Annotated in this window: 15 protein-coding genes; 9 read left to right on the top strand and 6 right to left on the bottom strand. The window is 70.4% G+C overall.

Translation table 11 applies throughout. The features are described 5' to 3' along the window. Positions 1–138 precede the first annotated feature (138 nt). Positions 139–2,706 carry an aminopeptidase N gene (gene pepN / locus OG453_RS10990; protein ID WP_266866901.1) on the top strand — a complete coding sequence of 856 codons (2,568 nt, stop codon included), beginning with the start codon at positions 139–141 and terminating at the stop codon, positions 2,704–2,706. Positions 2,707–3,724: 1,018 nt separating this feature from the next. Here the strand turns inward: pepN and OG453_RS10985 are convergent. The 5 genes from OG453_RS10985 to OG453_RS10965 all read right to left on the bottom strand — a co-directional run bounded on the left by OG453_RS10985 (position 3,725) and on the right by OG453_RS10965 (position 8,608). Further along, positions 3,725–4,636: a LysR family transcriptional regulator gene (locus OG453_RS10985; protein WP_266866899.1), complete on the bottom strand. Its 912-nt coding sequence runs from the start codon at positions 4,634–4,636 to the stop codon at positions 3,725–3,727. 72 nt (positions 4,637–4,708) lie between these two features. After that, positions 4,709–5,575, bottom strand: coding sequence for a DMT family transporter (locus tag OG453_RS10980; RefSeq protein ID WP_266869800.1), 867 nt, complete (start codon positions 5,573–5,575; stop codon positions 4,709–4,711). A 352-nt stretch (positions 5,576–5,927) separates the two neighbouring features. Continuing rightward, positions 5,928–6,167, bottom strand: a complete 240-nt coding sequence (locus tag OG453_RS10975) for a hypothetical protein (protein WP_266866897.1) — start codon at positions 6,165–6,167, stop codon at positions 5,928–5,930. A gap of 20 nt (positions 6,168–6,187) precedes the next feature. After that, positions 6,188–8,371: a 4-alpha-glucanotransferase gene (malQ, locus tag OG453_RS10970; RefSeq protein ID WP_266866895.1), complete on the bottom strand. Its 2,184-nt coding sequence runs from the start codon at positions 8,369–8,371 to the stop codon at positions 6,188–6,190. Further along, complete coding sequence (locus tag OG453_RS10965) at positions 8,372–8,608, bottom strand: hypothetical protein (RefSeq protein ID WP_266866893.1); 237 nt, start codon at positions 8,606–8,608, stop codon at positions 8,372–8,374. 313 nt (positions 8,609–8,921) lie between these two features. Between OG453_RS10965 and OG453_RS10960 the strand changes: the two genes are divergently transcribed. Further along, entirely contained in the window at positions 8,922–11,852 is a 2,931-nt protein-coding gene (locus tag OG453_RS10960) for a beta-N-acetylglucosaminidase domain-containing protein (RefSeq protein ID WP_266869799.1), read from the top strand. A 42-nt stretch (positions 11,853–11,894) separates the two neighbouring features. Here the strand turns inward: OG453_RS10960 and OG453_RS10955 are convergent, their stop codons facing one another. Next, a complete protein-coding gene (locus OG453_RS10955; RefSeq protein WP_135331961.1) occupies positions 11,895–12,431 on the bottom strand; it encodes an HNH endonuclease in 537 nt (178 codons plus the stop codon). Positions 12,432–12,698: 267 nt separating this feature from the next. Between OG453_RS10955 and OG453_RS10950 the strand changes: the two genes are divergently transcribed. The 7 genes from OG453_RS10950 to OG453_RS10920 all read left to right on the top strand — a co-directional run bounded on the left by OG453_RS10950 (position 12,699) and on the right by OG453_RS10920 (position 21,502). Then, positions 12,699–13,778, top strand: a complete 1,080-nt coding sequence (locus tag OG453_RS10950) for a mechanosensitive ion channel family protein (protein ID WP_266866890.1) — start codon at positions 12,699–12,701, stop codon at positions 13,776–13,778. A gap of 972 nt (positions 13,779–14,750) precedes the next feature. After that, positions 14,751–15,992 carry an ROK family transcriptional regulator gene (locus tag OG453_RS10945; RefSeq protein ID WP_266866888.1) on the top strand — a complete coding sequence of 414 codons (1,242 nt, stop codon included), beginning with the start codon at positions 14,751–14,753 and terminating at the stop codon, positions 15,990–15,992. Between the two features lie 66 nt (positions 15,993–16,058). Then, positions 16,059–17,399 carry an ABC transporter substrate-binding protein gene (locus OG453_RS10940; protein WP_266866886.1) on the top strand — a complete coding sequence of 447 codons (1,341 nt, stop codon included), beginning with the start codon at positions 16,059–16,061 and terminating at the stop codon, positions 17,397–17,399. A 10-nt stretch (positions 17,400–17,409) separates the two neighbouring features. Continuing rightward, positions 17,410–18,351, top strand: coding sequence for a carbohydrate ABC transporter permease (locus tag OG453_RS10935; RefSeq protein WP_266866884.1), 942 nt, complete (start codon positions 17,410–17,412; stop codon positions 18,349–18,351). 6 nt (positions 18,352–18,357) lie between these two features. Then, positions 18,358–19,254, top strand: a complete 897-nt coding sequence (locus OG453_RS10930) for a carbohydrate ABC transporter permease (RefSeq protein ID WP_266866882.1) — start codon at positions 18,358–18,360, stop codon at positions 19,252–19,254. A 2-nt stretch (positions 19,255–19,256) separates the two neighbouring features. Further along, positions 19,257–20,522 (top strand): 6-phospho-beta-glucosidase, encoded by a 1,266-nt coding sequence (locus OG453_RS10925; RefSeq protein ID WP_266866881.1) that lies wholly within the window; start codon positions 19,257–19,259, stop codon positions 20,520–20,522. After that, complete coding sequence (locus OG453_RS10920; protein WP_266866879.1) at positions 20,519–21,502, top strand: N-acetylglucosamine kinase; 984 nt, start codon at positions 20,519–20,521, stop codon at positions 21,500–21,502. The genes OG453_RS10925 and OG453_RS10920 overlap by 4 nt, the downstream gene beginning before the upstream one ends. Positions 21,503–21,624 lie beyond the last annotated feature (122 nt).

The raw sequence follows: 21,624 nt of genomic DNA, 5'->3' as shown, positions 1-21,624 counted from the left end.
GATGCTAGCGGCACGACGGGCGGCGAACAATGCCGCATGTCGGCCACCGGACAATGCCCCGGCACGCTCCCGCGGCCTCGTGGAAGGATGACCGGAAACGCCACAAGTCGCACCTGACGTACCTGAGGAGATGACCGCGTGCCCGGCACCAATCTGACCCGCGAAGAGGCGCAGCAGCGGGCGAAGCTGCTCACCGTTGATTCGTACGAGATCGATCTCGACCTCTCCGGCGCGCAAGAGGGCGGCACCTACCGGTCCGTGACCACGGTGCGCTTCGCCTCCGCGGAGGCGAACGCCGAGACCTTCATCGACCTGGTGGCCCCGGCGGTCCACGAGGTGGTCCTGAACGGCCACTCGCTGGACGTAGCGGCGGTCTTCCGCGACTCGCGCATCGCGCTCAAGCACCTCGAGGCCGGGCCGAACGAGTTGAAGGTCGTCGCCGACTGCGACTACACCAACACCGGTGAGGGCCTGCACCGCTTCGTCGACCCGGTCGACCAACAGGCCTATCTCTACACGCAGTTCGAGGTCCCGGACGCACGCCGCGTCTTCGCGTCGTTCGAACAGCCCGACCTCAAGGCGACGTTCCAGTTCACCGTGAAGGCGCCGACGGGCTGGACGGTGGTCTCCAACTCCCCGACTCCCGAGCCGAGCGGTGACGTCTGGGTCTTCGAACCGACGCCGCGCATGTCGACGTACATCACGGCGCTCATCGTCGGTCCGTATCACTCGGTCCACAGTTCGTACGAGGGTCCTGGCGGCCAGTCGGTTCCGCTCGGCATCTACTGCCGGCCCTCGCTGGCCGAGTTCCTCGACTCGGACGCGATCTTCGAGGTGACGCGGCAGGGCTTCGACTGGTTCCAGGAGAAGTTCGACTACGCGTACCCCTTCGCCAAGTACGACCAGCTCTTCGTGCCGGAGTTCAACGCGGGCGCGATGGAGAACGCGGGTGCGGTGACCATCCGCGACCAGTACGTGTTCCGTTCGAAGGTGACGGACGCGGCGTACGAGACGCGCGCGGAAACCATCCTCCACGAGCTGGCCCACATGTGGTTCGGCGACCTGGTGACGATGGAGTGGTGGAACGACCTGTGGCTGAACGAGTCGTTCGCCACGTACACGTCGATCGCCTGTCAGGCGTACGCGGAGAACTCGCGCTGGCCGCACTCCTGGACGACGTTCGCCAACTCCATGAAGACGTGGGCGTACCGCCAGGACCAGCTGCCGTCCACGCACCCGATCATGGCGGACATCCGGGACCTCGACGACGTCCTGGTCAACTTCGACGGCATCACGTACGCCAAGGGCGCGAGCGTGCTCAAGCAGCTCGTCGCGTACGTCGGCATGGACGAGTTCTTCCGGGGCGTGCAGGCGTACTTCAAGGCGCACGCGTTCGGCAACACGCGCCTTTCCGATCTGCTCGGCGCCCTTGAGGAGACGAGCGGGCGCGACCTCAAGACGTGGTCGAAGAAGTGGCTTGAAACGGCGGGCATCAACGTCCTGCGTCCGGTGGTCGACGTCGACACGTCGGGCAAGATCACCTCATTCGCGGTCAAGCAGGAGGCCCCGGCGCTCCCGGCGGGCGCGAAGGGCGAGCCGACCCTCCGCCCGCACCGCATCGCGATCGGCCTGTACGACATGGACGACGAGAGCGGCAAGCTGCTGCGCACGGACCGCGTGGAACTGGACGTGGACGGCGAACTGACGGCGGTGGACGAGCTGGTGGGCCGCGTGCGCCCGGCCGTGATCCTCCTCAACGACGACGACCTCTCCTACGCGAAGGTCCGCCTGGACGCGGAGTCGCTGGCGTACGTGACGGACCACATCGGTGACTTCGAGGCCTCGCTGCCGCGGGCGCTGTCGTGGGCGTCGGCGTGGGACATGACGCGGGACGCGGAACTGCCGACGCGGGAGTACCTGGCGCTGGTGTTGTCGGGCATCGCGAAGGAGTCGGACATCGGCGTCGTGCAGTCCCTGCACCGTCAGGTGAAGCTGGCGCTCGACCTGTACGCGGCGCCGTCCGGACGCGAGGAGGCGCTGGCCCGCTGGACCGAGGCGACGCTCTCGCACCTCCGCTCGGCGGAGCCGGGCAGCGACCACCAGCTGGCGTGGGCACGGGCGTTCGCGGCGACGGCGCGTACGGAGCAGCAGCTGACGCTCCTCGAGGAACTCCTCTCCGCCAAGCAGTCGATCGAGGGCCTGGCCGTCGACACGGAGCTGCGCTGGGCGTTCGTGCACCGCCTCGCGGCGACGGGCCGGCTCGACGAGGCCGGAATCGCGGCGGAGCTGGACCGCGACAAGACGGCGGCGGGCGAGCGGCACGCGGCGTCGGCGCGGGCCGCTCGCCCGACGGCTGCCGCGAAGGCCGAGGCATGGGCCTCGGTCGTCGAATCGGACAAGCTCCCGAACGCGATCCAGGAGGCGGTGATCGGCGGCTTCGTCCAGACGGACCAGCGCGAACTTCTGGCCCCCTACACGGAGAAGTTCTTCGCGGCGGTCAAGGACGCGTGGGACTCCCGTTCGCACGAGATGGCGCAGCAGATCGCGGTGGGCCTGTACCCGTCGCTCCAGGTCTCCCAGGCAACCCTGGACGCCACGGACACATGGCTCTCCTCGGCCTCCCCCTCGGCGGCCCTGCGCCGCCTGATCACGGAGTCCCGCGCGGGCGTGGAGCGGGCCCTGCGGGCCCAGTCAGCCGACGCATAGCCCTCCGCCCGGGCGGGGCAGCCGACACACCGGCCCCCGCCCGGCCGGCTTCCTCCTGAGCGGAGGGCCTCCCGACTTCGGCTGCGGTCCGTATCCCCCTCACCGCGCTCCGCGCGGATCTTCCCCGCGCACCCACCCGATTGCCCCTAGGAGGAGGCTCCCCCGCTGCATTGCCGCCAGCAAGCGACAACGCAAACGTAGCGGCGCATCACGCAACGCGCGCTCCCCCCTTCTACCAGAACACTACTTTTCCAAAGTAGGTCCCCCACCCCCACCTCTCGACCGGGAAGCGGCGGCCACCCCGGAAGATCCGGTCGGTAGACGCTTGACGAGACCGGCACCGACCCCCGAACCAGCCGCGCACGCCTCCCACCCCTTCAGCGGGCTGCGCTGCTACGAACTAGTCCGCACCCGGCCGCGAAGCCGGATGACCCATCCGGTGGTCCCCGAGAGCCCCGCTTCCAGGGCCGCCCGGTCATCTCCATCGTGCGGTGGAGGGGTGGGTGTCAAGGGTGAAGCGAAGCGGAATCGGCGCAGCCGACGCGACGAAGGAGCGCCCTTTACACCCGGCCCGGAACCGCCAACCTCAGGACAACCGGGCGGCCCCGGCAAGAACACCACCACCGGCCCAGCAAAGACCCCGCGAGATGCCCGGCCTGGAGGGGGCGGGTGGGTGGGGACATGGCGGCGCCGCGTGACGCGGGGAAGTGCACCCCCGGCGGCAGGCCAGACAAGACAGAGGTCCCCCCTCCCGCGCAGCCGACACGACGCCAGGAGCCCCCTTCACGCCCGGCCCAGAACCACCAGCCGGGCGGCCCCGGCACCAACCAACGCCGCAGGCCCGGCAGAGCCGCACCGCGGATCGCCCAGCCTCCAGGCCCCGGACGACGCTCCGGGAAAGGCGGGGGCGGGTGGGTGGGGAAGAGGCGGCGCCGCATGGTGCAGGGCGATGACGCCCCAGGCAAAGGGTGGGTGGGGGCGAGGCCGCGGCAGTCAGGCGCCGGGGGCGGGCGCCGGGCTACGGAACCCGCGTAGGGACCGCCTCGCGGAGAGCCGTCAGGACTCGGGAGACGGCCGCCCCCGCAGCGGCCCCCCGGCGCACCGCCGCCACCACATGGCGGCGAGGCCGGTCGGCGGAGAGTTCCCGCATCGTCACGCCGTCACGGCTGGCCGCCGCCATCCTCGGGACCAGCGCCACCCCCATCCCCGCCTCCACCATGGCGAGGATCGCCGTCCAGCCGGACGCGGAGTGCGCCTGTTCCGGCGAGAAGCCCGCCCCCTCGCACGCCGCCCGCGTGATCTCGGACCACGGCCCGCTCCCCCCGAAGATCCACGGCTCGCCCGCGAGATCGGCGAGCCGCAGCCCCTCCGCCGACGCCAGCGGATGATCCCCCGGAAGCGCCACGTCCAGCGGGTCGGCAAGCAGCGACTCCCGCGTGAAGCGCGTGTCCGCGTCGGGCGATGCCGGCGCCTGGACCGCGAGGGACAGCGCCACGTCCACCTCCCCCGCCGCGAGAAGCTCGTACGCCTCCGCCGCCTCCGCCTCCCGCACCCGTACGGAGATGCCCGGCGCCGCCGCCCGCAACGCCCGCACCGCCGGCACGACGAGCGCGGGCACGGCGGTCGAGAACGCCCCGACCCGCACCTCCCCGGCCTCCCCGTGCGCATACGCCGCCAACTCGGCGTCCGCACGCTCCAGTTGCGCGAAGACCGCCTCCGCGTGCCGCAGGACGAGATGCGCCGCGTCCGTCAGGCGCACCCGGCGCCCGTGCGCCTCGAGCAGCGGCACCCCCAGTTGCTTGGCGAGGTTGGACAGCTGCTGCGACACCGCCGACGGCGTCATCCGCAGCGTCTGCGCCGTCGCGGTCACCGTGCCCCGCTCGCTCAACGTACGCAGGATCTGCAGTTTCTTGATGTCCCACTCGCTCATGGAAGCCAACGTACCTACCGGGCCGCGCCCGTCAGCCCGCAGCATCGCCCCGCACCCCCGCGCGGCGCCGCGTCACTTCGCCCTGCCGGCGGAGCCGAGCACGACCCCGCCCAGGATCAGCCCCATGCACATGACCTGCAGCCACCCCATCGCCTCGCCGAGCACCGCGAAGGACAGCAGGGCCACGCACACCGGCTGGAGGTAGTAGATGACTCCGGCACGGGCCGCGCCGATGATCGAGATCGCCTTGTTCCAGGCGAAGAAGGCGACCGCCGACGACACCACACCCACGTACAGGAGCGGGGAGACCGTGCCGACCGTCGGCTCGAAGCCGCCCTGGATCACATAGCTGGCCACGAACACCGGAAGCAGCATCAGCGCACCGAGCCCGAACGCCGCGAAGAGGAACGGCAGTCCGCCGATCTCCGCGGGCTTGCGCTTGAGCAGCGCGCTGTACGAGCCGAAGGAGATCGCCCCCGCGATCACCCACAGGTCACCGACCGCGAAGTCCATGGAGAGGGAGCCCCCGGAGACAAGGATCAGGACGCCCGCGCAGGCGATCAGCATGCCCGTCACGCGGCGCGCCCCGAGCCGGGTACCGCCGACGCGTTCGTACACCGCCATCAGGACCGGCGAAGCGGCCATGATCATGCCCATGTTGCCCGCGGTCGTGGTCATCGCCGCCTGGTTCACCAGGGTGTTGTAGACCGTGATGCCCAGGAAGGACGCCAGGAGCAGGAAGCGGAAGTGCCTGCGGAGCAGGGCCCGTTGCCGCCAGGTCTGCCGTGCCGCGAACGGCGCGACGGCCACGATGGCGATGATCCACCGCCAGAACGCGTGCTGGATGGGCGGCACGCTGTCGTGCAGGGCCCGGGAGGTGACGAAGCTGCCCGACCAGACGACCGTGGCGAGCGCCGCGAGGGCGAGGCCGACGCCGATCGGTCGGGCGGCGCGCGGCGCCCGCTTCGGCTCGCTCGTCGTCGCGGTCGACGCGGTGGTGAGGGAGGTCCGGTCCAGGACAGTCACGTTGTATCCCTTGTCTCTCTCCCGGGCGGCCCGGGGGTTGATTGAGGGACTACCGTCGCACCCGCCGACCAGTCAGGTCCATCGAAACTTTTCGACCATTCCATTAAGGAAAATAGAATGGTCATCGTCGGTGAGCGGCTCGGACCTTGAAAACGCGTAGGGGGCGCCCCTCATCGACGTACGTACGTACGCATGCGTCGCGTACGTCGATGAAGAGCGCCCCCTACGGAGAGCTCAGGAAGTGCTCAGGAAGTGAAGTGCGGCGTCAGCCCTGCTTCTCCTGCTTGCGGGTCTTGTCACCGACCATCACGAGGCCCGCGATCACCAGGAACAGCACGATGGGCGCCACGACATAGAGGCCGAGCGTGTCGATCACGCTCAGGCCCGGACCCGGGTCGTCGCCGTCGTCGCGTGTGAGCGCGAGCGCGGGGGACGACATGAGCAGCATCATCAGCGTCGTACCGGAAGCCAGGGCGCCGGCGCGCAGGGCGTTCTTCTTGTCCACGGTGCCAACGTAGCGAACGGCTAAACGGGGCGCGCGCCCGGGGGTGCCGTACGAGTGCGATCGCGGCCCTGGCCGCGGCCGCGGAACACGTCCATGAACGTGTGCAGACGGGGTGCCGCGGTCAGTTCCTCCAGGGTGACGGGGCGGCCTTCGGCGTCCGCGATCGGCAGCCGCCAGTTCGGATATTCGTCCAGCGTGCCGGGCAGGTTCTGCGGGCGCCGGTCGCCGACCGCATCCGGCAGCCAGATGCCCACCATGCGGGCCGGGGTTGCGAGCAGGAAGCGGTGTACGGCGCGGATCTCGTCCTCCTCGTGACCGCCGCCGCCCGGCAGCATGCCGAGCCGGGCGAGCAGCCCGAGCCACTCCCGCACGTCGGCCGCGGCCGCGGCGCCCTCCACCTCCGCCGGGCGGGTCAACAGGCCCAGGAGATAACGGAGTTGGACGTGCTCGCCGGTGATGCGGGCCGCGGTGGACGGCAGATCGTGCGTGGTGGCGGTGGCCAGGCAGTCGGCGCGCCACCGCTCGGGCGGCAGCGGCCGCCCCGTGCCCTCCCAGTCCCGCTCGAACCAGAGCACGGAGGTGCCGAGCACGCCGTGCCCGCGCAGGGTCTCGCGGACGCCGGGCGCCACGGTGCCGAGGTCCTCGCCGATGACGAGGGCGCCCGCGCGGTGCGCCTCCAGGGAGAGGATCGCGAGCATCGCCTCCGCGTCGTAGTGGACGTACGTCCCGTCCGTGGGCGCGCGGCCCTCGGGGACCCACCAGAGGCGGAAGAGCCCCATCACGTGGTCGACGCGCAGGGCGCCCGCGTGCCGGAGCAGTCCGCGCAACAGGGCACGGTAGGGGGCGTACCCGGACTCGGCGAGGCGGTCGGGGCGCCAGGGCGGCAGGCCCCAGTCCTGACCGCGCGCGTTGAACGCGTCCGGCGGGGCGCCCACCGACATGCGGGCGGCGAAGTGCCGCTGCTGTGCCCACGCGTCGGCGCCGCCCGGGTGCACGCCCACCGCGAGGTCGTGGACGAGGCCGATGCCCATGCCCGCGTCGCGCGCGGTGCGCTGCGCGGTGGCGAGCTGGGCGTCGGTGAGCCAGGCGAGGCGGCTGTGGAAGTCGACGCGGTCCATCGCGTCGCGGCGCGCGCGGGCGGTCGGGGACGAGACCGGGTCCCGCAGCGGGGCGGGCCAGGCGTGCCAGTCGGGGCCGTGCAGCTCGGCGAGCGCGTACCAGGTGGCGTGGTCTTCGAGCGCCTCGCCGCGCTCGGCGATGAACTCGTTGTAGGCGGCTCTGCGTCCGGGGCCGAGCGGGACCCGCGCGATCAGTTCGAGGGCTTCGAGCTTGAGCGCCCAGACCGCGTCACGGTCGATCAACTCGCCCTCGTGGAGGACCGATTCACGCAGGCGTGCGGCGTGGCGGGAGAGCGCGTCGACCCGGTCGCGGGCCTCGCCCCGCAGGTACGCGTACTCGGGGATCTCCTCGATGCGCAGATGTACGGGATCGGGGAAGCGGCGTGACGAGGGGCGGTACGGGGAGGGGTCCGACGGCCCGCCCGACGGTTTGGGGACCGCGGCGTGCAGGGGGTTGACCTGTACGAATCCGGCGCCGACGGCCCGCCCTGACCAGGCCACGAGCTCGGTCAGGTCGCCGAGGTCGCCCATGCCCCAGGAACGGGCGGAGAGCAGTGAGTAGAGCTGGACCAGCAGGCCGTGGGTCCGCTCGGGCGGGGGCGGGAGGCGGTAGGGGGCGACGATGAGATGCGCGCCCGCGCTCTGCCCGCCGGGGACGGTGGCCCGCATCCGGTGCACGCCGTGCGGCAGCGGTCGCGGAGGCTCGCCCGGCGTCTCCCACTCCAGGCGCTCCCCCTGCTCGGTGCGGACCGCCATGCGCGTACCGCCCGGCAGGCCTGCCCAGGGCTTGGCCTGCTCCGGCCCGCCGTGCTCGGACGCGCCCTGTTCTGGCCCGCCCTGCCACACCACCACCGTCGGCGGCAGCAGCCGCGCCCGCCGACCGGTCTCGTACGCCGTGAGGGCGTCCCGGATCGCGTCGGGTGTGCTCGCGTCCACGTCGAGGGCGGCCAGGGCCGCGACGACGGCGGTGTCCGCGGCCGGGACCGTGCGGTCCGGAGACGGGGAGTAAGAAGTCGCCACGCCATGACAGGCGGCGAGGCGTGAAAGCCCGGAAGGTTCGCCGGCGGCAGCTCCGGGTGGGGCCATCTAGACCCCCATGTAGTCCAGGCCCGAGGCCGTGCCGGTGGAGGTCGGCTCGCTGGTCAGCGGCGCGGCGTCGGCGAGCGGCGGCTCGCTGGTGAGGGGGGCGGCATCCGCGAGCGGGGGCTCGCTGGTCAGGGGCGGTTCGAGGCAGCCGCAGGAGCAGGATCCGTCGAGTCCCGAGTCGGGGTCCGAGACCTGTTTGGAGAGGGCGGAGAGGAGGAGATTCGCCGAAGCGGCCACGTGGGAGCTCCTTTTCAGGGGGCAGGTCATCGCAGCCCTACCCAGTGCGCGGGTTCGCAGACATATCCGTTGTGTGAACGTGCGCGTACTCACATTCGTTTCCCAAAAGCGCACACCCCCCGCAAGATCTTCCTTTCCGGGGCGGCACCGCAGCCGCGGGGCCGGAGAAGGGAGAAACCCCCCACAACCCCCACCGCCGTTGACACCCCCGCCACCCAGGTGGTGGGCTCAGTGACACCCTGAGACAACCGACGCACCACATGTGATCATCACCTCACTCGTGACGAGCACAAGGGACAACAAGGAGAGGGCCGTGCAGCTGCGGCGCAGGAAGGGCGCGGCCGCCATCGCCGTCGCCGTCATCGCAGGCGCACTCAGCGGCGCCCCCGGCGCCGTCGCAGCCCCGGGCATCCCCGGACAGCCCGGCGCCCCCGCCACCACTCCGGACGACGACCGGGAGTCCGACGGCACCCTCCCCCCGGTCTGGCCCCGCCCCCAGTCGATGACCGCCGCCGGAGCACCGGTCACCGTCACCGACGAGGTCGTCCTCGTCACGGCAGCGACCGGCGGCCGCGCCCCGGACCCGTACGCCATGGAAGCCCTCCGCACCCTCCTGCGGGACGCGGGCGCCCGCCGGATCACCGAGGTGCAGGACGGGGAGCGGCTCCCCGCAGGCGGCAACCGTCTGGTCGTCCGCGTCGACGGCACCGGCGCCGACCAGACCCTGCGCGCCCTCCGCGCCCGCGACCGCAGGGACCTCCCGTCCGGCGGCTACCGCCTCGCGGTGGGCCGCGTCGCCGGGCAGGAGACCATCGCCCTCTCCGGAGCGGGCGACGACGGCCTCTTCCACGGCGTACAGACCCTGAAGCAGCTGCGCTCCGGGAAGACCGTCCCCGGCGTGAACATCCGCGACTGGCCCGGCACCGCGGTGCGCGGCATGACGGAGGGCTTCTACGGCACCCCCTGGACCCGCGAACAGCGCCTGGACCAGCTGGACTTCATGGGCCGCACCAAGCAGAACCGGTACCTCTACGCGCCCGGCGACGACCTCTACCGCCAGGCCCGCTGGCGCGAGCCGTACCCCGCCGACCAGCGCGCCGACTTCCGCGCCCTCGCCGACCGCGCCAAGCGCAACCACGTGACGCTCGCCTGGGCCGTCGCCCCCGGCCAGGCCATGTGCATGTCGTCGGACAAGGACGTCAAGGCCCTCAACCGCAAGATCGACGCGATGTGGGCGCTGGGCGTGCGCGCCTTCCAGCTGCAGTTCCAGGACGTCAGCTACAGCGAATGGCACTGCGACCAGGACGCCGAAACGTTCGGTTCGGGGCCCGAGGCCGCCGCGAAGGCGCAGGCCCGGGTCGCCAACGCCGTAGCCGCGCACCTCGCCGAGCGCCACCCGGACGCGAAGCCGCTCTCCCTCATGCCGACCGAGTACTTCCAGGACGGCTCGACCGCGTACCGCGACGCCGTCGCGGCGGAACTGGACCGCGGCATCGAGGTCGCCTGGACCGGCGTCGGCGTCGTCCCCAAGACCATCACCGGGCGCGAACTGGCGGGCGCCCGCGAGGCGTTCGGCTCGCACCCGCTGGTGACGATGGACAACTACCCGGTCAACGACTTCGCACAGGACCGGATCTTCCTCGGCCCCTACACGGGCCGCGAGCCCGCCGTGGCCACCGGCTCCGCGGCGCTGCTCGGCAACGCGATGGAGCAGCCGTCGGCGTCCCGCATCCCGCTGTTCACCGCCGCCGACTACGCGTGGAACCCCCGCGCCTACCGCCCGCACGAGTCCTGGCTCGCCGCGATCGACGACCTCTCGGGCGGCGACGCGAAGGCGCGGGGCGCCCTGCGCGCCCTCGCGGGCAATGACGCGTCGTCCGTGCTCGGCGCGGACGAGTCGGCGTATCTGCGGCCGCTCATGGACGGCCTCTGGCGCTCCCGCACGACGACCGACAAGGCCCGTATCGAGAAGTCGGGGCAGGCGCTGCGCGACGCGTTCACCGTCATGAAGGAGGCGCCGCGGCGGCTCGCCGACAGCGGTCTGGACGCCGAAGTCGGGCCCTGGATCCAGCAGTTGGCCCGCTATGGCGAGGCCGGCGAGACAGCGGTCGACATGCTGCACGCGCAGTCCAAGGGCGACGGCGCCGCCGCCTGGCGTGCCTCGCGCACCCTGGCCGGACTCCAGAAGGAGCTGAAGGCCGCGCAGGTGACGGTCGGCAAGGGCGTCCTCGACCCCTTCCTGGCGCGGGCGCAGAAGGCGTACGGCACCTGGGCGGGGCTCGACAGCGACCAGGCGTCGGACCGAGCGACGGTCCGCATGCCCCGGGCCCGCCCCCTCGCCGCGGTGACGGCGCTGACCGACCCCGGCACGAAGGGCAGCGTCGAGGCCCATGTCCCGGGCGAGGGCTGGCGCCGCATCGGCGCCCTGTCCGGCAGCGGTTTCACGGAGGCCAGGGCGAAGGACGAGCGCGCGGACGCCGTCCGTGTCACGGTCACCGAGGGCACCGTCCGCCATGTCGTGCCCTGGTACGCCGACGCCCCCGCCGCCAAGTTCTCGCTGGCCCGCACGGAGGCCGACGCGGAGATCGGCGGCGGCCCGCAGCGCGTCACGGCCAGGCTGCTCTCGCTGCGGCCCGGGGACGTGCGGGGCGAGGTCACGGCCAAGGCCCCCAAGGGCATCGAGGTCCGCACCCCGGAGAGGTCCACGCTGCCGCGCGGCACCGAGGTGGAGGTCCCGGTGGATGTGACCGTCCCCGCGGGCACGCGCTCGGGAACGTACGAGATTCCCGTCACGTTCGACGGCCAGACCAAGACCGTCTCGATCCGCGCTTATCCGCGCACCGGAGGCCGCGATCTGGCGCGCGGCGCGAAGGCGTCCTCGTCCGGCGACGAGACGAAGGACTTCCCGGCGTCCGGCGCCAACGACGGCGACCCGAAGACCCGCTGGTCGTCCCCGGCAAAGGACAACGCCTGGTGGCAGCTGCAGCTGGCCGAGCCGGTCCGTCTCGGCCAGGTGGTCCTTCGCTGGCAGGACGCGTACGCGGCGGGCTACCGCGTGCAGACGTCGGCCGACGGCAGGACGTGGCGCACGGCGGCGACGGTGAAGGACGGCAAGGGCGGCCGCGAGGCGGTCCGCATGGACGCGCGTGACACGCGTTACATCCGCATACAGGGCGACAAGCGGGCGACGCGGTTCGGTTACTCGCTGTGGTCGGTGGAGGCGTACGCGGTCGCCGACGACTGACGACCGCACACACCCACGTACAACAAAGGCCCGGATCGATTGCTAGGCAGAAATGCCGTCGATCCGAGCCATCGCGTCGTCCGCGCCGAACGGCTGCAAGTACGGCAGCCAGCGCGGATCCCTATGCCCGGTCCCGATGATGCGCCACGCGAGCCCCGAGGGCGGCGCGGGCTTGTGACGCAGGCGCCATCCCAGCTCCAGGAGGTGCCGGTCGGCCTTGACGTGATTGCAGCGGCGGCACGAGGCCACCACGTTTTCCCAGGCGTGCGGGCCGCCTCGGCTCTTTGGAATGACGTGGTCGACGCTGGTTGCGACGCCACCGCAGTACATGCACCGACCGCCGTCGCGGGCGAAGAGCGCCCGCCTGGTCAGAGGAACGGGCCCCCTGTAAGGGACCCGGACGAACCGCTTGAGGCGGACCACGCTGGGTGCGGGGACAGTGCGCGTTGCGCTGTGCATGAAGGCGCCGGATTCCTCGAGGCAGAGAGCCTTGTTCTCCAGGACGAGGACGAGCGCGCGGCGGAGCGGTACGACACCCAGTGGCTCGTACGACGCATTGAGGACCAGGACGTGCGGCACGGATGCCTCCTTGTACGCCGGCGGCGCGTGGCTCGCGCCGGGACGATCTGTAGCCAGTCTCCCCTCATGCCTGGTCCAAGCGCCACCATGTGCCGGTAACGGGCTCGGAGTGTTTTCGACCACACCTGTGCGTCACCCTCAATCTTCCCCAGGTGAGCACCGTCTCTCCCTCGAACATGACAACGATCCACACACAATGCCCCGTTAGTGTGGTGTCTCTGCCCGGCGCATCTCCTGGGCAGACCGCTATGCCTGGAGGTACCTGCCGTGCTCTTGTCCGTCCTGTCAGCGGCCGGATCGGACCCGGACGACAAGTCGACGAAACCCCCGACCCTGGAAGACGCCCAGGAGAGCGCGACGAACGCCGCGAGCTGGGTGGAGCAGAACTGGTCGACCTGGCTCAGCATCGGGCTCCGCATCCTGCTGATCGTCGCCATAGCGGTCGTCCTGCGGGTCCTGATCCGGCGCGCCATCACCAAGCTGATAGACCGCATGAACCGCACGGCGCAGGCCGTCGACGGCACGGCGCTCGGCGGGCTTCTGGTGAACGTGGAGCGCCGCCGCCAGCGTTCGCAGGCGATCGGCTCGGTCCTCCGCTCGGTGGCGTCGTTCGTGATCCTCGGCACGGCGGCGCTGATGATCCTCGGCACGTTCCAGATCAACCTGGCCCCGCTGCTCGCATCCGCCGGTGTGGCGGGCGTGGCGATCGGCTTCGGCGCGCGCAATCTCGTCACCGACTTCCTCTCCGGCGTCTTCATGATCCTGGAGGACCAGTACGGCGTGGGCGACTCGATCGACGCGGGCGTCGCGTCGGGCGAGGTGATCGAGGTGGGCCTGCGCGTGACGAAGCTGCGCGGCGACAACGGCGAGATCTGGTACGTCCGCAACGGCGAGGTCAAGCGCATCGGCAACCTCAGCCAGGGCTGGTCGACAGCGGGCGTGGACGTGACGGTCCGTCCGGACGAGGACCTGGAGAAGGTGAAGGCCACGCTGACGGAGGTCGGCGAGACCATGGCGAAGGACGAGCCGTGGAACGAGCGTCTTTGGGGGCCGGTGGAGATCCTGGGCCTGGACAGTGTGCTCCTGGACCAGATGGTGGTGCGCGTCTCCGCCAAGACGATGCCGGGCAAGGCGCTGGGTGTGGAGCGGGAGCTGCGCTGGCGCATCAAGCAGGCGTTCGACGCGGCGGGGATCCGCATCGTGGGCGGCCTGCCCCTGCAGGCGACGGAGGAGACGGCGCCCGACCCCTCGGCGGGAGTCGCGGCCCCTTCCGCGTACGCGTCCTCGACGTCGCCCCAGTCCCTGGCGGCTTCGCCGATCGCACCGCCGCCGAATCTTTCGAAGTAGCGGGGGCTTTGCTGGGCCGGTGGTTGATTGGCGCCGGGGCCGCCCGGTTGTCCCGAGGTTGGCGGTTCCGGGCCGGGTGTAAAGGGCGCTCCTTCGTCGCGTCGGCTTCGCCGATTCCGCTTCGCTCCACCCTTGACACCCGTCCCTCCACCGCGAGAAGCAAATTGACCGGGCGGCCACGAAACGGGGCTCACGGGACAGCGGGGATGGGTCATCCCGCTTCAGCGCCGGGTGCCGACTAGTTCGTAGCAGGCACCGTGAGGCGGAAGGGCGCGCGGCCGGTCCGGGGATCGATCCCGGTCTCGTCAAGCGTCTACCGACCGGATCTTCCCGGTGACCGTCACGGTCATGGGCAGGTGGGGGGGGTGGGGGACCTACTTTGGAAAAGTAGTGTTCTGACACAAGGGGGGCGCGCGGCACTACGAAACGCAACTTTGCCGAAGTAGGTTCCCCACACCCCCCTCTCTCCCGGCCGAGACCGGAAGATCCGGTCGGTAGACGCTTGACGAAGCCGGGACCCATCCCCGAACCGACCGCGCACCCCTCCCACCCGGCTGCGCTGATACGAACCAGTCCGCACCCGGCCGCGAAGCCTGATGACCCGACCGGCGGTCCCCGTGAGCCCCGCTTCGTGGCCGCCCGGTCATATGGCTTCTCGCGGTGGAGGGGTGGGTGTCAAGGGTGGAGCGAAGCGGAATCGGCGAAGCCGACGCGACGAAGGAGCGCCCTTGACTCCCGGCCCGGAACCGCCAACCTCAGGACAACCGGGCGGCCCCGGCGCCATCTTCAGCGCAGGCCCAGCAAAGCCACCCCCAGGTAACGACTTGGTTGCCACCCCCACCCCCGCTATTGACGCCCCCGCCACGCCGGAATTACCTTCCTCACACCCAATAGGAAAGTTTCCTAACAGTGCGGCGCCGGTACGGTCCGTACAGGCAAGTTCCGTACTGACGCAGGGGCGAGGAGCAGCTCATGGGTGGCTCGACCGAGAGTTCGGCCCGCGGCGCGACCGGCGCCGGGTCCACACCCGGCACCCCGCGGGTCCTGCGCGCCATGAACGACCGCGCCGCCCTCGACCTGCTGCTCGCGCACGGCCCCCTGTCACGAACGAAGATCGGCAAGCTCACCGGGCTCTCCAAGCCCACGGCTTCCCAGCTCCTCGCCCGCCTCGAAGCGGCCGGGCTGGTGAAGGCCACAGGGACGACCGAGGGCCGGCCCGGGCCCAACGCCCAGTTGTACGGCGTCAATCCGACCGCCGCCTACGCCGCCGGACTCGACGTCAACCCCGACCGCATCCGCGCCGCCGTCGCCGACGTCACGGGCAAGACCGTCGGCGAGTTCCGGCTCCCGACGCCCGGCCGCCGCGCCGAGCCCGTCGTACGCCAGGTGACCGAGGCCCTCGACGGCGCGGTGAAGGCCGCCGGGCTCGCCCGTTCCGACGTGCACCGGCTCGTCATCGGCACCCCCGGCGCCTTCGACCCCAACACCGGTCGCCTCCGGTACGCCTCCCACCTGCCCGGCTGGCACTTCGCCACCCTGCTCGACGAGCTCGCGGCCGCGCTGCCGATGCCCGTCGAGTACGAGAACGACGTGAACCTCGCCGCGATCGCCGAGCAGCGGCTCGGAGCGGCGAGAGAGCATGAAGACTTCGTGTTGCTGTGGAATCAGGAAGGGCTCGGCGCCGCCCTCGTCATCGGGGGGCGGCTGCACCGCGGCTGGACCGGCGGCGCGGGCGAGATCGGCTTCCTGCCCGTCCCCGGCGCCCCTCTCGTACGCCAGGTCACCAGGGCCAACAGCGGTGGCTATCAAGAGCTTGCGGGGTCGCAGGTCATCCCGAAGCTCGCCCGCGACCTCGGGATCTCGCCCATCCCCCACGGTCCGTACGCCGATGTCGCCGCCGCCCTCCTCGCGCAGGCCGCCGCCGTCGACGACGGGCCCCACCGGCAGCTCCTGGAGACGTACGCGACCGGCCTCGCCACCGGCCTCGCCTCACTCATCGCCGTATTCGACCCCGAACTCGTCGTGCTCAGCGGCTCGTTGCACACCGCGGGCGGCGAGCCGCTGCGTCAGCTGATCCAGGCCGAGCTCGACGAGCTGGCCGTCTCACGTCCCCGTCTCGTCGTCGGGGAAGTCGCCGAACACCCCGTGCTGCGCGGCGCGTTGGAGAGCGCGCTCGCCGCCACCCGCGACGAGGTCTTCGACACCTCGCGCTGATCCCCTCCCCGCACCCCCTGACGTAACCCCTCGTCCGAGCCCGTCCTGCCCAGGGAGTACTCCGTCATGCCCGAAAACCGCCGCGCGACCGCTGTCGCGCTCGCCGCGACCGCCTCCATAGCCCTGCTCGCGACCACCGCCTGTACGGGGCAGAGCAGTTCGGGTGCGGACGACGACGCTTCCAAAGAGACGACAATCAACTTCTGGCACGGCTGGAGCGCGCCGTCCGAGGTGAAGGCCGTCCAGGCGAATGTCGACGCCTTCGAGAAGGCGCACCCCAACATTCACGTCAAGGTCGTCGGGAACATGAACGACGACAAGATCAATCAGGCGTTGCGTGCGGGTGGTTCGAAGGCCCCGGACGTCATCTCCTCCTTCACCACCAACAACGTCGGCAAGTTCTGTTCATCGGGTGCTTGGGTCGATCTCGATCCCTTCTTCAAGAAGGATGAGATCGATCCGGAGAAGACCTTCCCGAAGACCATGAACGAGTACACGCAGTTCGAGGGCAACCGCTGCGCCGCACCGCTCCTCGGTGACGCGTACGGCCTCTACTACAACAAGGACGAGTTCAAGAAGGCCGGCATCAAGAGCCCGCCGAAGACCTGGTCCGAATTCACCTCCGTCGCCAAGAAGTTGACCAAGGCGAAGGGCGACTCGTACGAGCAGCTCGGGTTCATGCCGAACTATCACGGCTACGAGACGAAGACCGAGCACTACTTCGGGCAGTGGTCCCCCACGTACTTCGACAAGGACGGCAAGTCGAACGTCGCCAAGGACCCGGCCTTCGCGGATGGATTCACGTATCAGAAAAAGCTCGTCGAAGAACTCGGCGGCTATCAGAAGCTGGAGAAGTACCGGTCGACGTTCGGTGACGAGTGGGGTGCCAAGCACCCCTTCCACACCGGGCAGGTCGCGATGCAGATGGACGGCGAGTGGCGGCTCGGCATGGCGAAGGAGGCCAAGGTCGGATTCGACATCGGCGTCGCACCGCTGCCCGTTCCCGACGACCAGAAGGAGACGTACGGCAAGGGCTATGTCATCGGAACCATCGCCGGTATCGCCGCCACCAGCGAGAAGCAGAACGCCTCGTGGGAGCTGGTCAAATTCATGACCACGAACACGGACGCCGTCGTGGACTTCGCCAACGCCATCCACAACGTGCCGTCCACGCACGACGCCCTGAAGTCGCCGAAGCTGAAGTACGACCCGCGCTTCAAGACGTTCTTGGACATCGCCGAGAACCCGGACTCGACGACGACTCCCGCGTCGGTCAACGGTGGGCCCTACCTCGTCTCCATCCAGAATCTCGGCTACGACTTCGAGAAGGGCAAGCAGAAGGATCTGAAGGCCGGTCTGGAGAAGACCGCCGACGAGATCGACACGGACATCGAGCAGGCGAAGTAGCCGTCGCCCGATGAGTACCTATACGTTGCGCTCGAAGCGGCGTCGTTCGGCGCTGCGGACCGCCGCCTTCATGTCGCCCTGGTTGATCGGCTTCGCCGTCTTCTTCGCCTATCCGCTGATCTCGACCGTCTATTTCTCGTTCATGCAGTACGACGGCTTCAAGCCGCCGACCTGGACGGGGACGGACAACTGGTCTTATGTCTTCGCGGACTACCCGATGTTCTGGCCCGCGCTGCGCAACACGCTGTGGCTGGTCGTCGTCATGGTGTCCTGCCGGGTCGTCTTCGGCATCGGCATCGGGTTGCTCATCACCAAGATCAAGACCGGTGCGGGTGTCTTCCGGACCCTCTTCTATCTGCCCTATCTCGCGCCGCCGGTCGCCGCCACCATGGCGTTCGCGTTTCTGCTCAACCCCGGTACGGGGCCGGTCAATTCGCTGCTCGGCGACCTCGGCCTGCCCACCCCGGGCTGGTTCAACGACGCCGCCTGGTCCAAGCCCGCCCTGACGATGCTCGCCCTGTGGGGCATCGGCGACCTCATGGTCATCTTCATGGCCGCGCTGCTCGACGTGCCGAAGGAGCAGTACGAGGCCGCCGAGCTGGACGGCGCGTCCTCGTGGCAGCGGTTCCGCTTCGTGACGCTGCCGAACATCTCGCCGATCGTGATGTTCGCGGTGGTCACGGGCGTGATCCAGACCATGCAGTACTACACACAGCCCTTGGTCGCGGGGAAGGTCGCGTCCGGCGTGATCGGCGGCTCCGGGCAGCAGTTCGAGCCCGGCTACCCGGACAAGTCGACGCTGACCCTGCCGCAGCTCGTCTACAACCTCGGCTTCCAGCGCTTCGACTACGGCTCCGCCTGTGTGATCGCGCTCGTACTCTTCGCCCTGGCCATGGCGTTCACCGCGCTTCTGATGCGGCGGCGCGGCGGCCTCATCCAGGCAGGTGACTGACCCACCATGACCCAACTACTGGAACGCAAACCTGAGTTGAGCGAAGGCGCCATCACTCCCGCCGCCCGCACCGCACGCCGCAAGGCGTTCCTGCACTGGATCGCCGTGCACACGCTCGGCGTCACCGTGGCGCTGTTCTTCCTGCTGCCGTTCGTCTTCCTCTTCCTCACCTCGCTGATGAACGACCAGCAGACGCTCACCCGCGATCTGATCCCGGACACCTGGGAGTGGTCGAACTACAGCAAGGTCTTCGACACCCCGGGCTTTCTGACCTGGTGGCGCAACACCTTGCTGTACGCGGGACTTGGCACCCTCCTGACGGTCGTGTCCTCGCTGCCCGTGGCGTACGCGCTCGCCAAGTTCCGCTTCAGGGGCCGCAATCTCTCCCTGATGCTGGTCATCTCGATGATGATGCTGCCGCCGCAGGTGATCATCATCCCGATGTATCTGTTCTGGGCGAAGCAGCTCGATCTGTCCGGCACGCTGTGGCCGCTGATCATCCCGATGGCGTTCGGCGACGCGTTCTCCATCTTCCTGTTGCGGCAGTTCCTGATGACCATCCCGAACGAGTACGTCGACGCCGCGAAGGTCGACGGCTGCGGCGAGCTCAGGACCCTGCTCAGGGTCGTCGTGCCGATGGCCAAGCCCGGCATCGCCGCCGTCGCCCTGTTCCAGTTCTTCTACGCCTGGAACGACTACTTCGGGCCGCAGATCTACGCGTCCGAGAACCCGGGCGCCTGGACCCTTTCGTACGGCCTCGAGTCGTTCAAGGGCGCGCACCACACGGATTGGAATCTGACCATGGCCGCGACCCTGCTGGTCATGGCCCCTGTGATCCTCGTGTTCTTCTTCGCACAGAAGGCGTTCGTCGAGGGTGTCACGCTGACCGGAGTGAAGGGCTGAACATGAAACTCGCCGTGGTGGGCGGAGGATCCACCTACACCCCCGAACTCATCGACGGATTCGCCCGGTTGAGGGACACGCTCCCCATCGAGGAGCTGGTGCTCGTCGACCCGGCGGCCGACCGCCTCGACCTGGTCGGCGGTCTGGCCCGGCGGATCTTCGCCAAGCAGGGCCACCCGGGCCGGATCGTCACCACCGCCGACCTGGACTCGGGCGTGGAGGGCGCCGACGCCGTGCTGCTCCAGCTGCGCGTCGGCGGTCAGGCCGCGCGCAACCAGGACGAGACGTGGCCGCTGGAGTGCGGCTGCGTCGGCCAGGAGACGACGGGCGCGGGCGGCCTCGCGAAGGCCCTGCGGACGGTGCCGGTGGTCCTGGACATCGCCGAACGCGTACGGCGTACGAATCCGAACGCCTGGCTGATCGACTTCACCAACCCGGTGGGCATCGTCACGCGGGCCCTCCTCCAGGCCGGGCACAAGGCGGTCGGCCTCTGCAACGTGGCGATCGGCTTCCAGCGGAAGTTCGCGAAACTGCTCGACGTGACCCCCGGTGACGTCCATCTGGAGCACGTGGGCCTGAACCACCTCACCTGGGAGACGGCGGTGCGCCTCGGCGGCCCCGAGGGCGAGAACGTGCTCCCCAGGCTGCTCGCCGAGCACGGCGACGCGATCGCGGCGGACCTGCGCCTTCCGCGCCAGATCCTCGACCGGCTCGGCGTCGTCCCCTCCTACTACCTGCGCTACTTCTACGCCCACGACGAGGTCGTACGCGAACTGCGCACCAAGCCGTCACGGGCCTCCGAAGTCGCCGCGATGGAGAGTGAATTGCTGAGGATGTACGGCGACCCGGCCCTCGACGAGAAGCCGGAGCTGCTCGCCAAGCGGGGCGGGGCCTTCTACTCGGAGGCCGCGGTCGACCTGGCGGCGGCGCTGCTCGCCGGCGGGGGCAGCCCCTACCAGGTGGTGAACACCTACAACCGCGGCACGCTGCCGTTCCTGCCGGACGACGCGGTCATCGAGGTGCAGGCAGCGGTCGGCACGAAGGGCGCCACGCCGCTCGCCGTGCCCGAACTCGATCCGCTGTACGCGGGGTTGACCGCCAACGTCACCGCGTACGAGGACCTGGCACTGGAGGCGGCTCTGCGGGGCGGCCGCGACCGTGTCTACCGCGCCCTGCTCGCCCACCCCCTGATCGGCCAGTTCGAGTACGCCGAGCAGCTCACCGATCAGCTGATCGCGCACAACCGGGAGCACCTCGCGTGGGCATGAGCGGTTCCGTATCCGGGTCGGTTCTCGCGATCGACGCGGGCAACAGCAAGACCGACGTCGCGCTGGTCGCCGCGGACGGCACCGTCGTCGCGGCGGCGCGCGGCGGCGGGTTCCAGCCGCCGGCGGTGGGCGTCGAGACGGCCGTGGACGTCCTGGAGTCGGCGGTGCGCGAGGTGTTCGCAGCCGCCGGGGCCGCCGGGGCCGACCATGTCTCTGCGTGCCTGGCCAACGCCGATCTCCCGGTGGAGGAGGAGCAGTTGGCGTCCGCCCTTGACGCGCGCGGCTGGGGCGCGAGCGTGGCGGTGCGCAACGACACCTTCGCGATCCTGCGGGCTGGGGTCGCCGAGCCGCGCGGGGTCGCCGTGGTGTGCGGGGCGGGCATCAACTGCGTGGGCATGCGCCCGGACGGCCGCACGGCCCGCTTCGCCGCGATCGGGCGGATCTCCGGTGACTGGGGCGGCGGCTGGGGCCTCGCGGAGGAGGCCCTGTGGCACGCGGCCCGCGCGGAGGACGGGCGCGGCGGCCCCACGTCTCTTGCGCGCACTCTTCCGGCGCACTTCGGACTGCCGTCCATGTACGCGTTGATCGAGGCGCTGCACCTGTCCCGGATCGACGAGCTGCGGCGGCATGAACTGACGCCGGTCCTCTTCGCCACGGCGGTCGAGGGGGACGCCGTGGCGCGGTCCATCGTGGACCGCCTCGCGGAGGAGGTGGTGGCGATGGCGGGCGTCGCCCTGGCCCGGCTCGGCCTCCTGGAGGAGGAGACGCCGGTGCTGCTCGGGGGGAGCGTGCTGGCTGCCGGCCACCCTCAACTGGACGACGCGGTCCGCGCGTTGCTGGCGGCACGCGCCCCGAAGGCGGTCCCTCGGGTGGTGTCCGTACGCCCCGTGCTGGGGGCGGCGCTGCTGGGGCTTGACCGTGTGGGGGCGTCGGCGGGGGCGTTGGAGCGGGTGCGAGCGCACTACGAGGGTGGCCGTTGATCACCGGCTCCGCCGAGTTCGTCCTCAAACGCCGGACGGGCTAGAAATTTCGCCGACGTCGGCTGAGGAAGCGTGGCCGATTCGGGTGGGTGGGCAGCTGCGGGGCAATCGGGTGGGTGGGC

Origin of the sequence: Streptomyces sp. NBC_01381, from assembly GCF_026340305.1 — a bacterium.
In the GTDB taxonomy this organism is placed as follows: domain Bacteria; phylum Actinomycetota; class Actinomycetes; order Streptomycetales; family Streptomycetaceae; genus Streptomyces.
The sequence above is the reverse complement of the archived record's forward strand: the minus strand, read 5'-3'. Positions and strand labels throughout refer to the sequence as shown.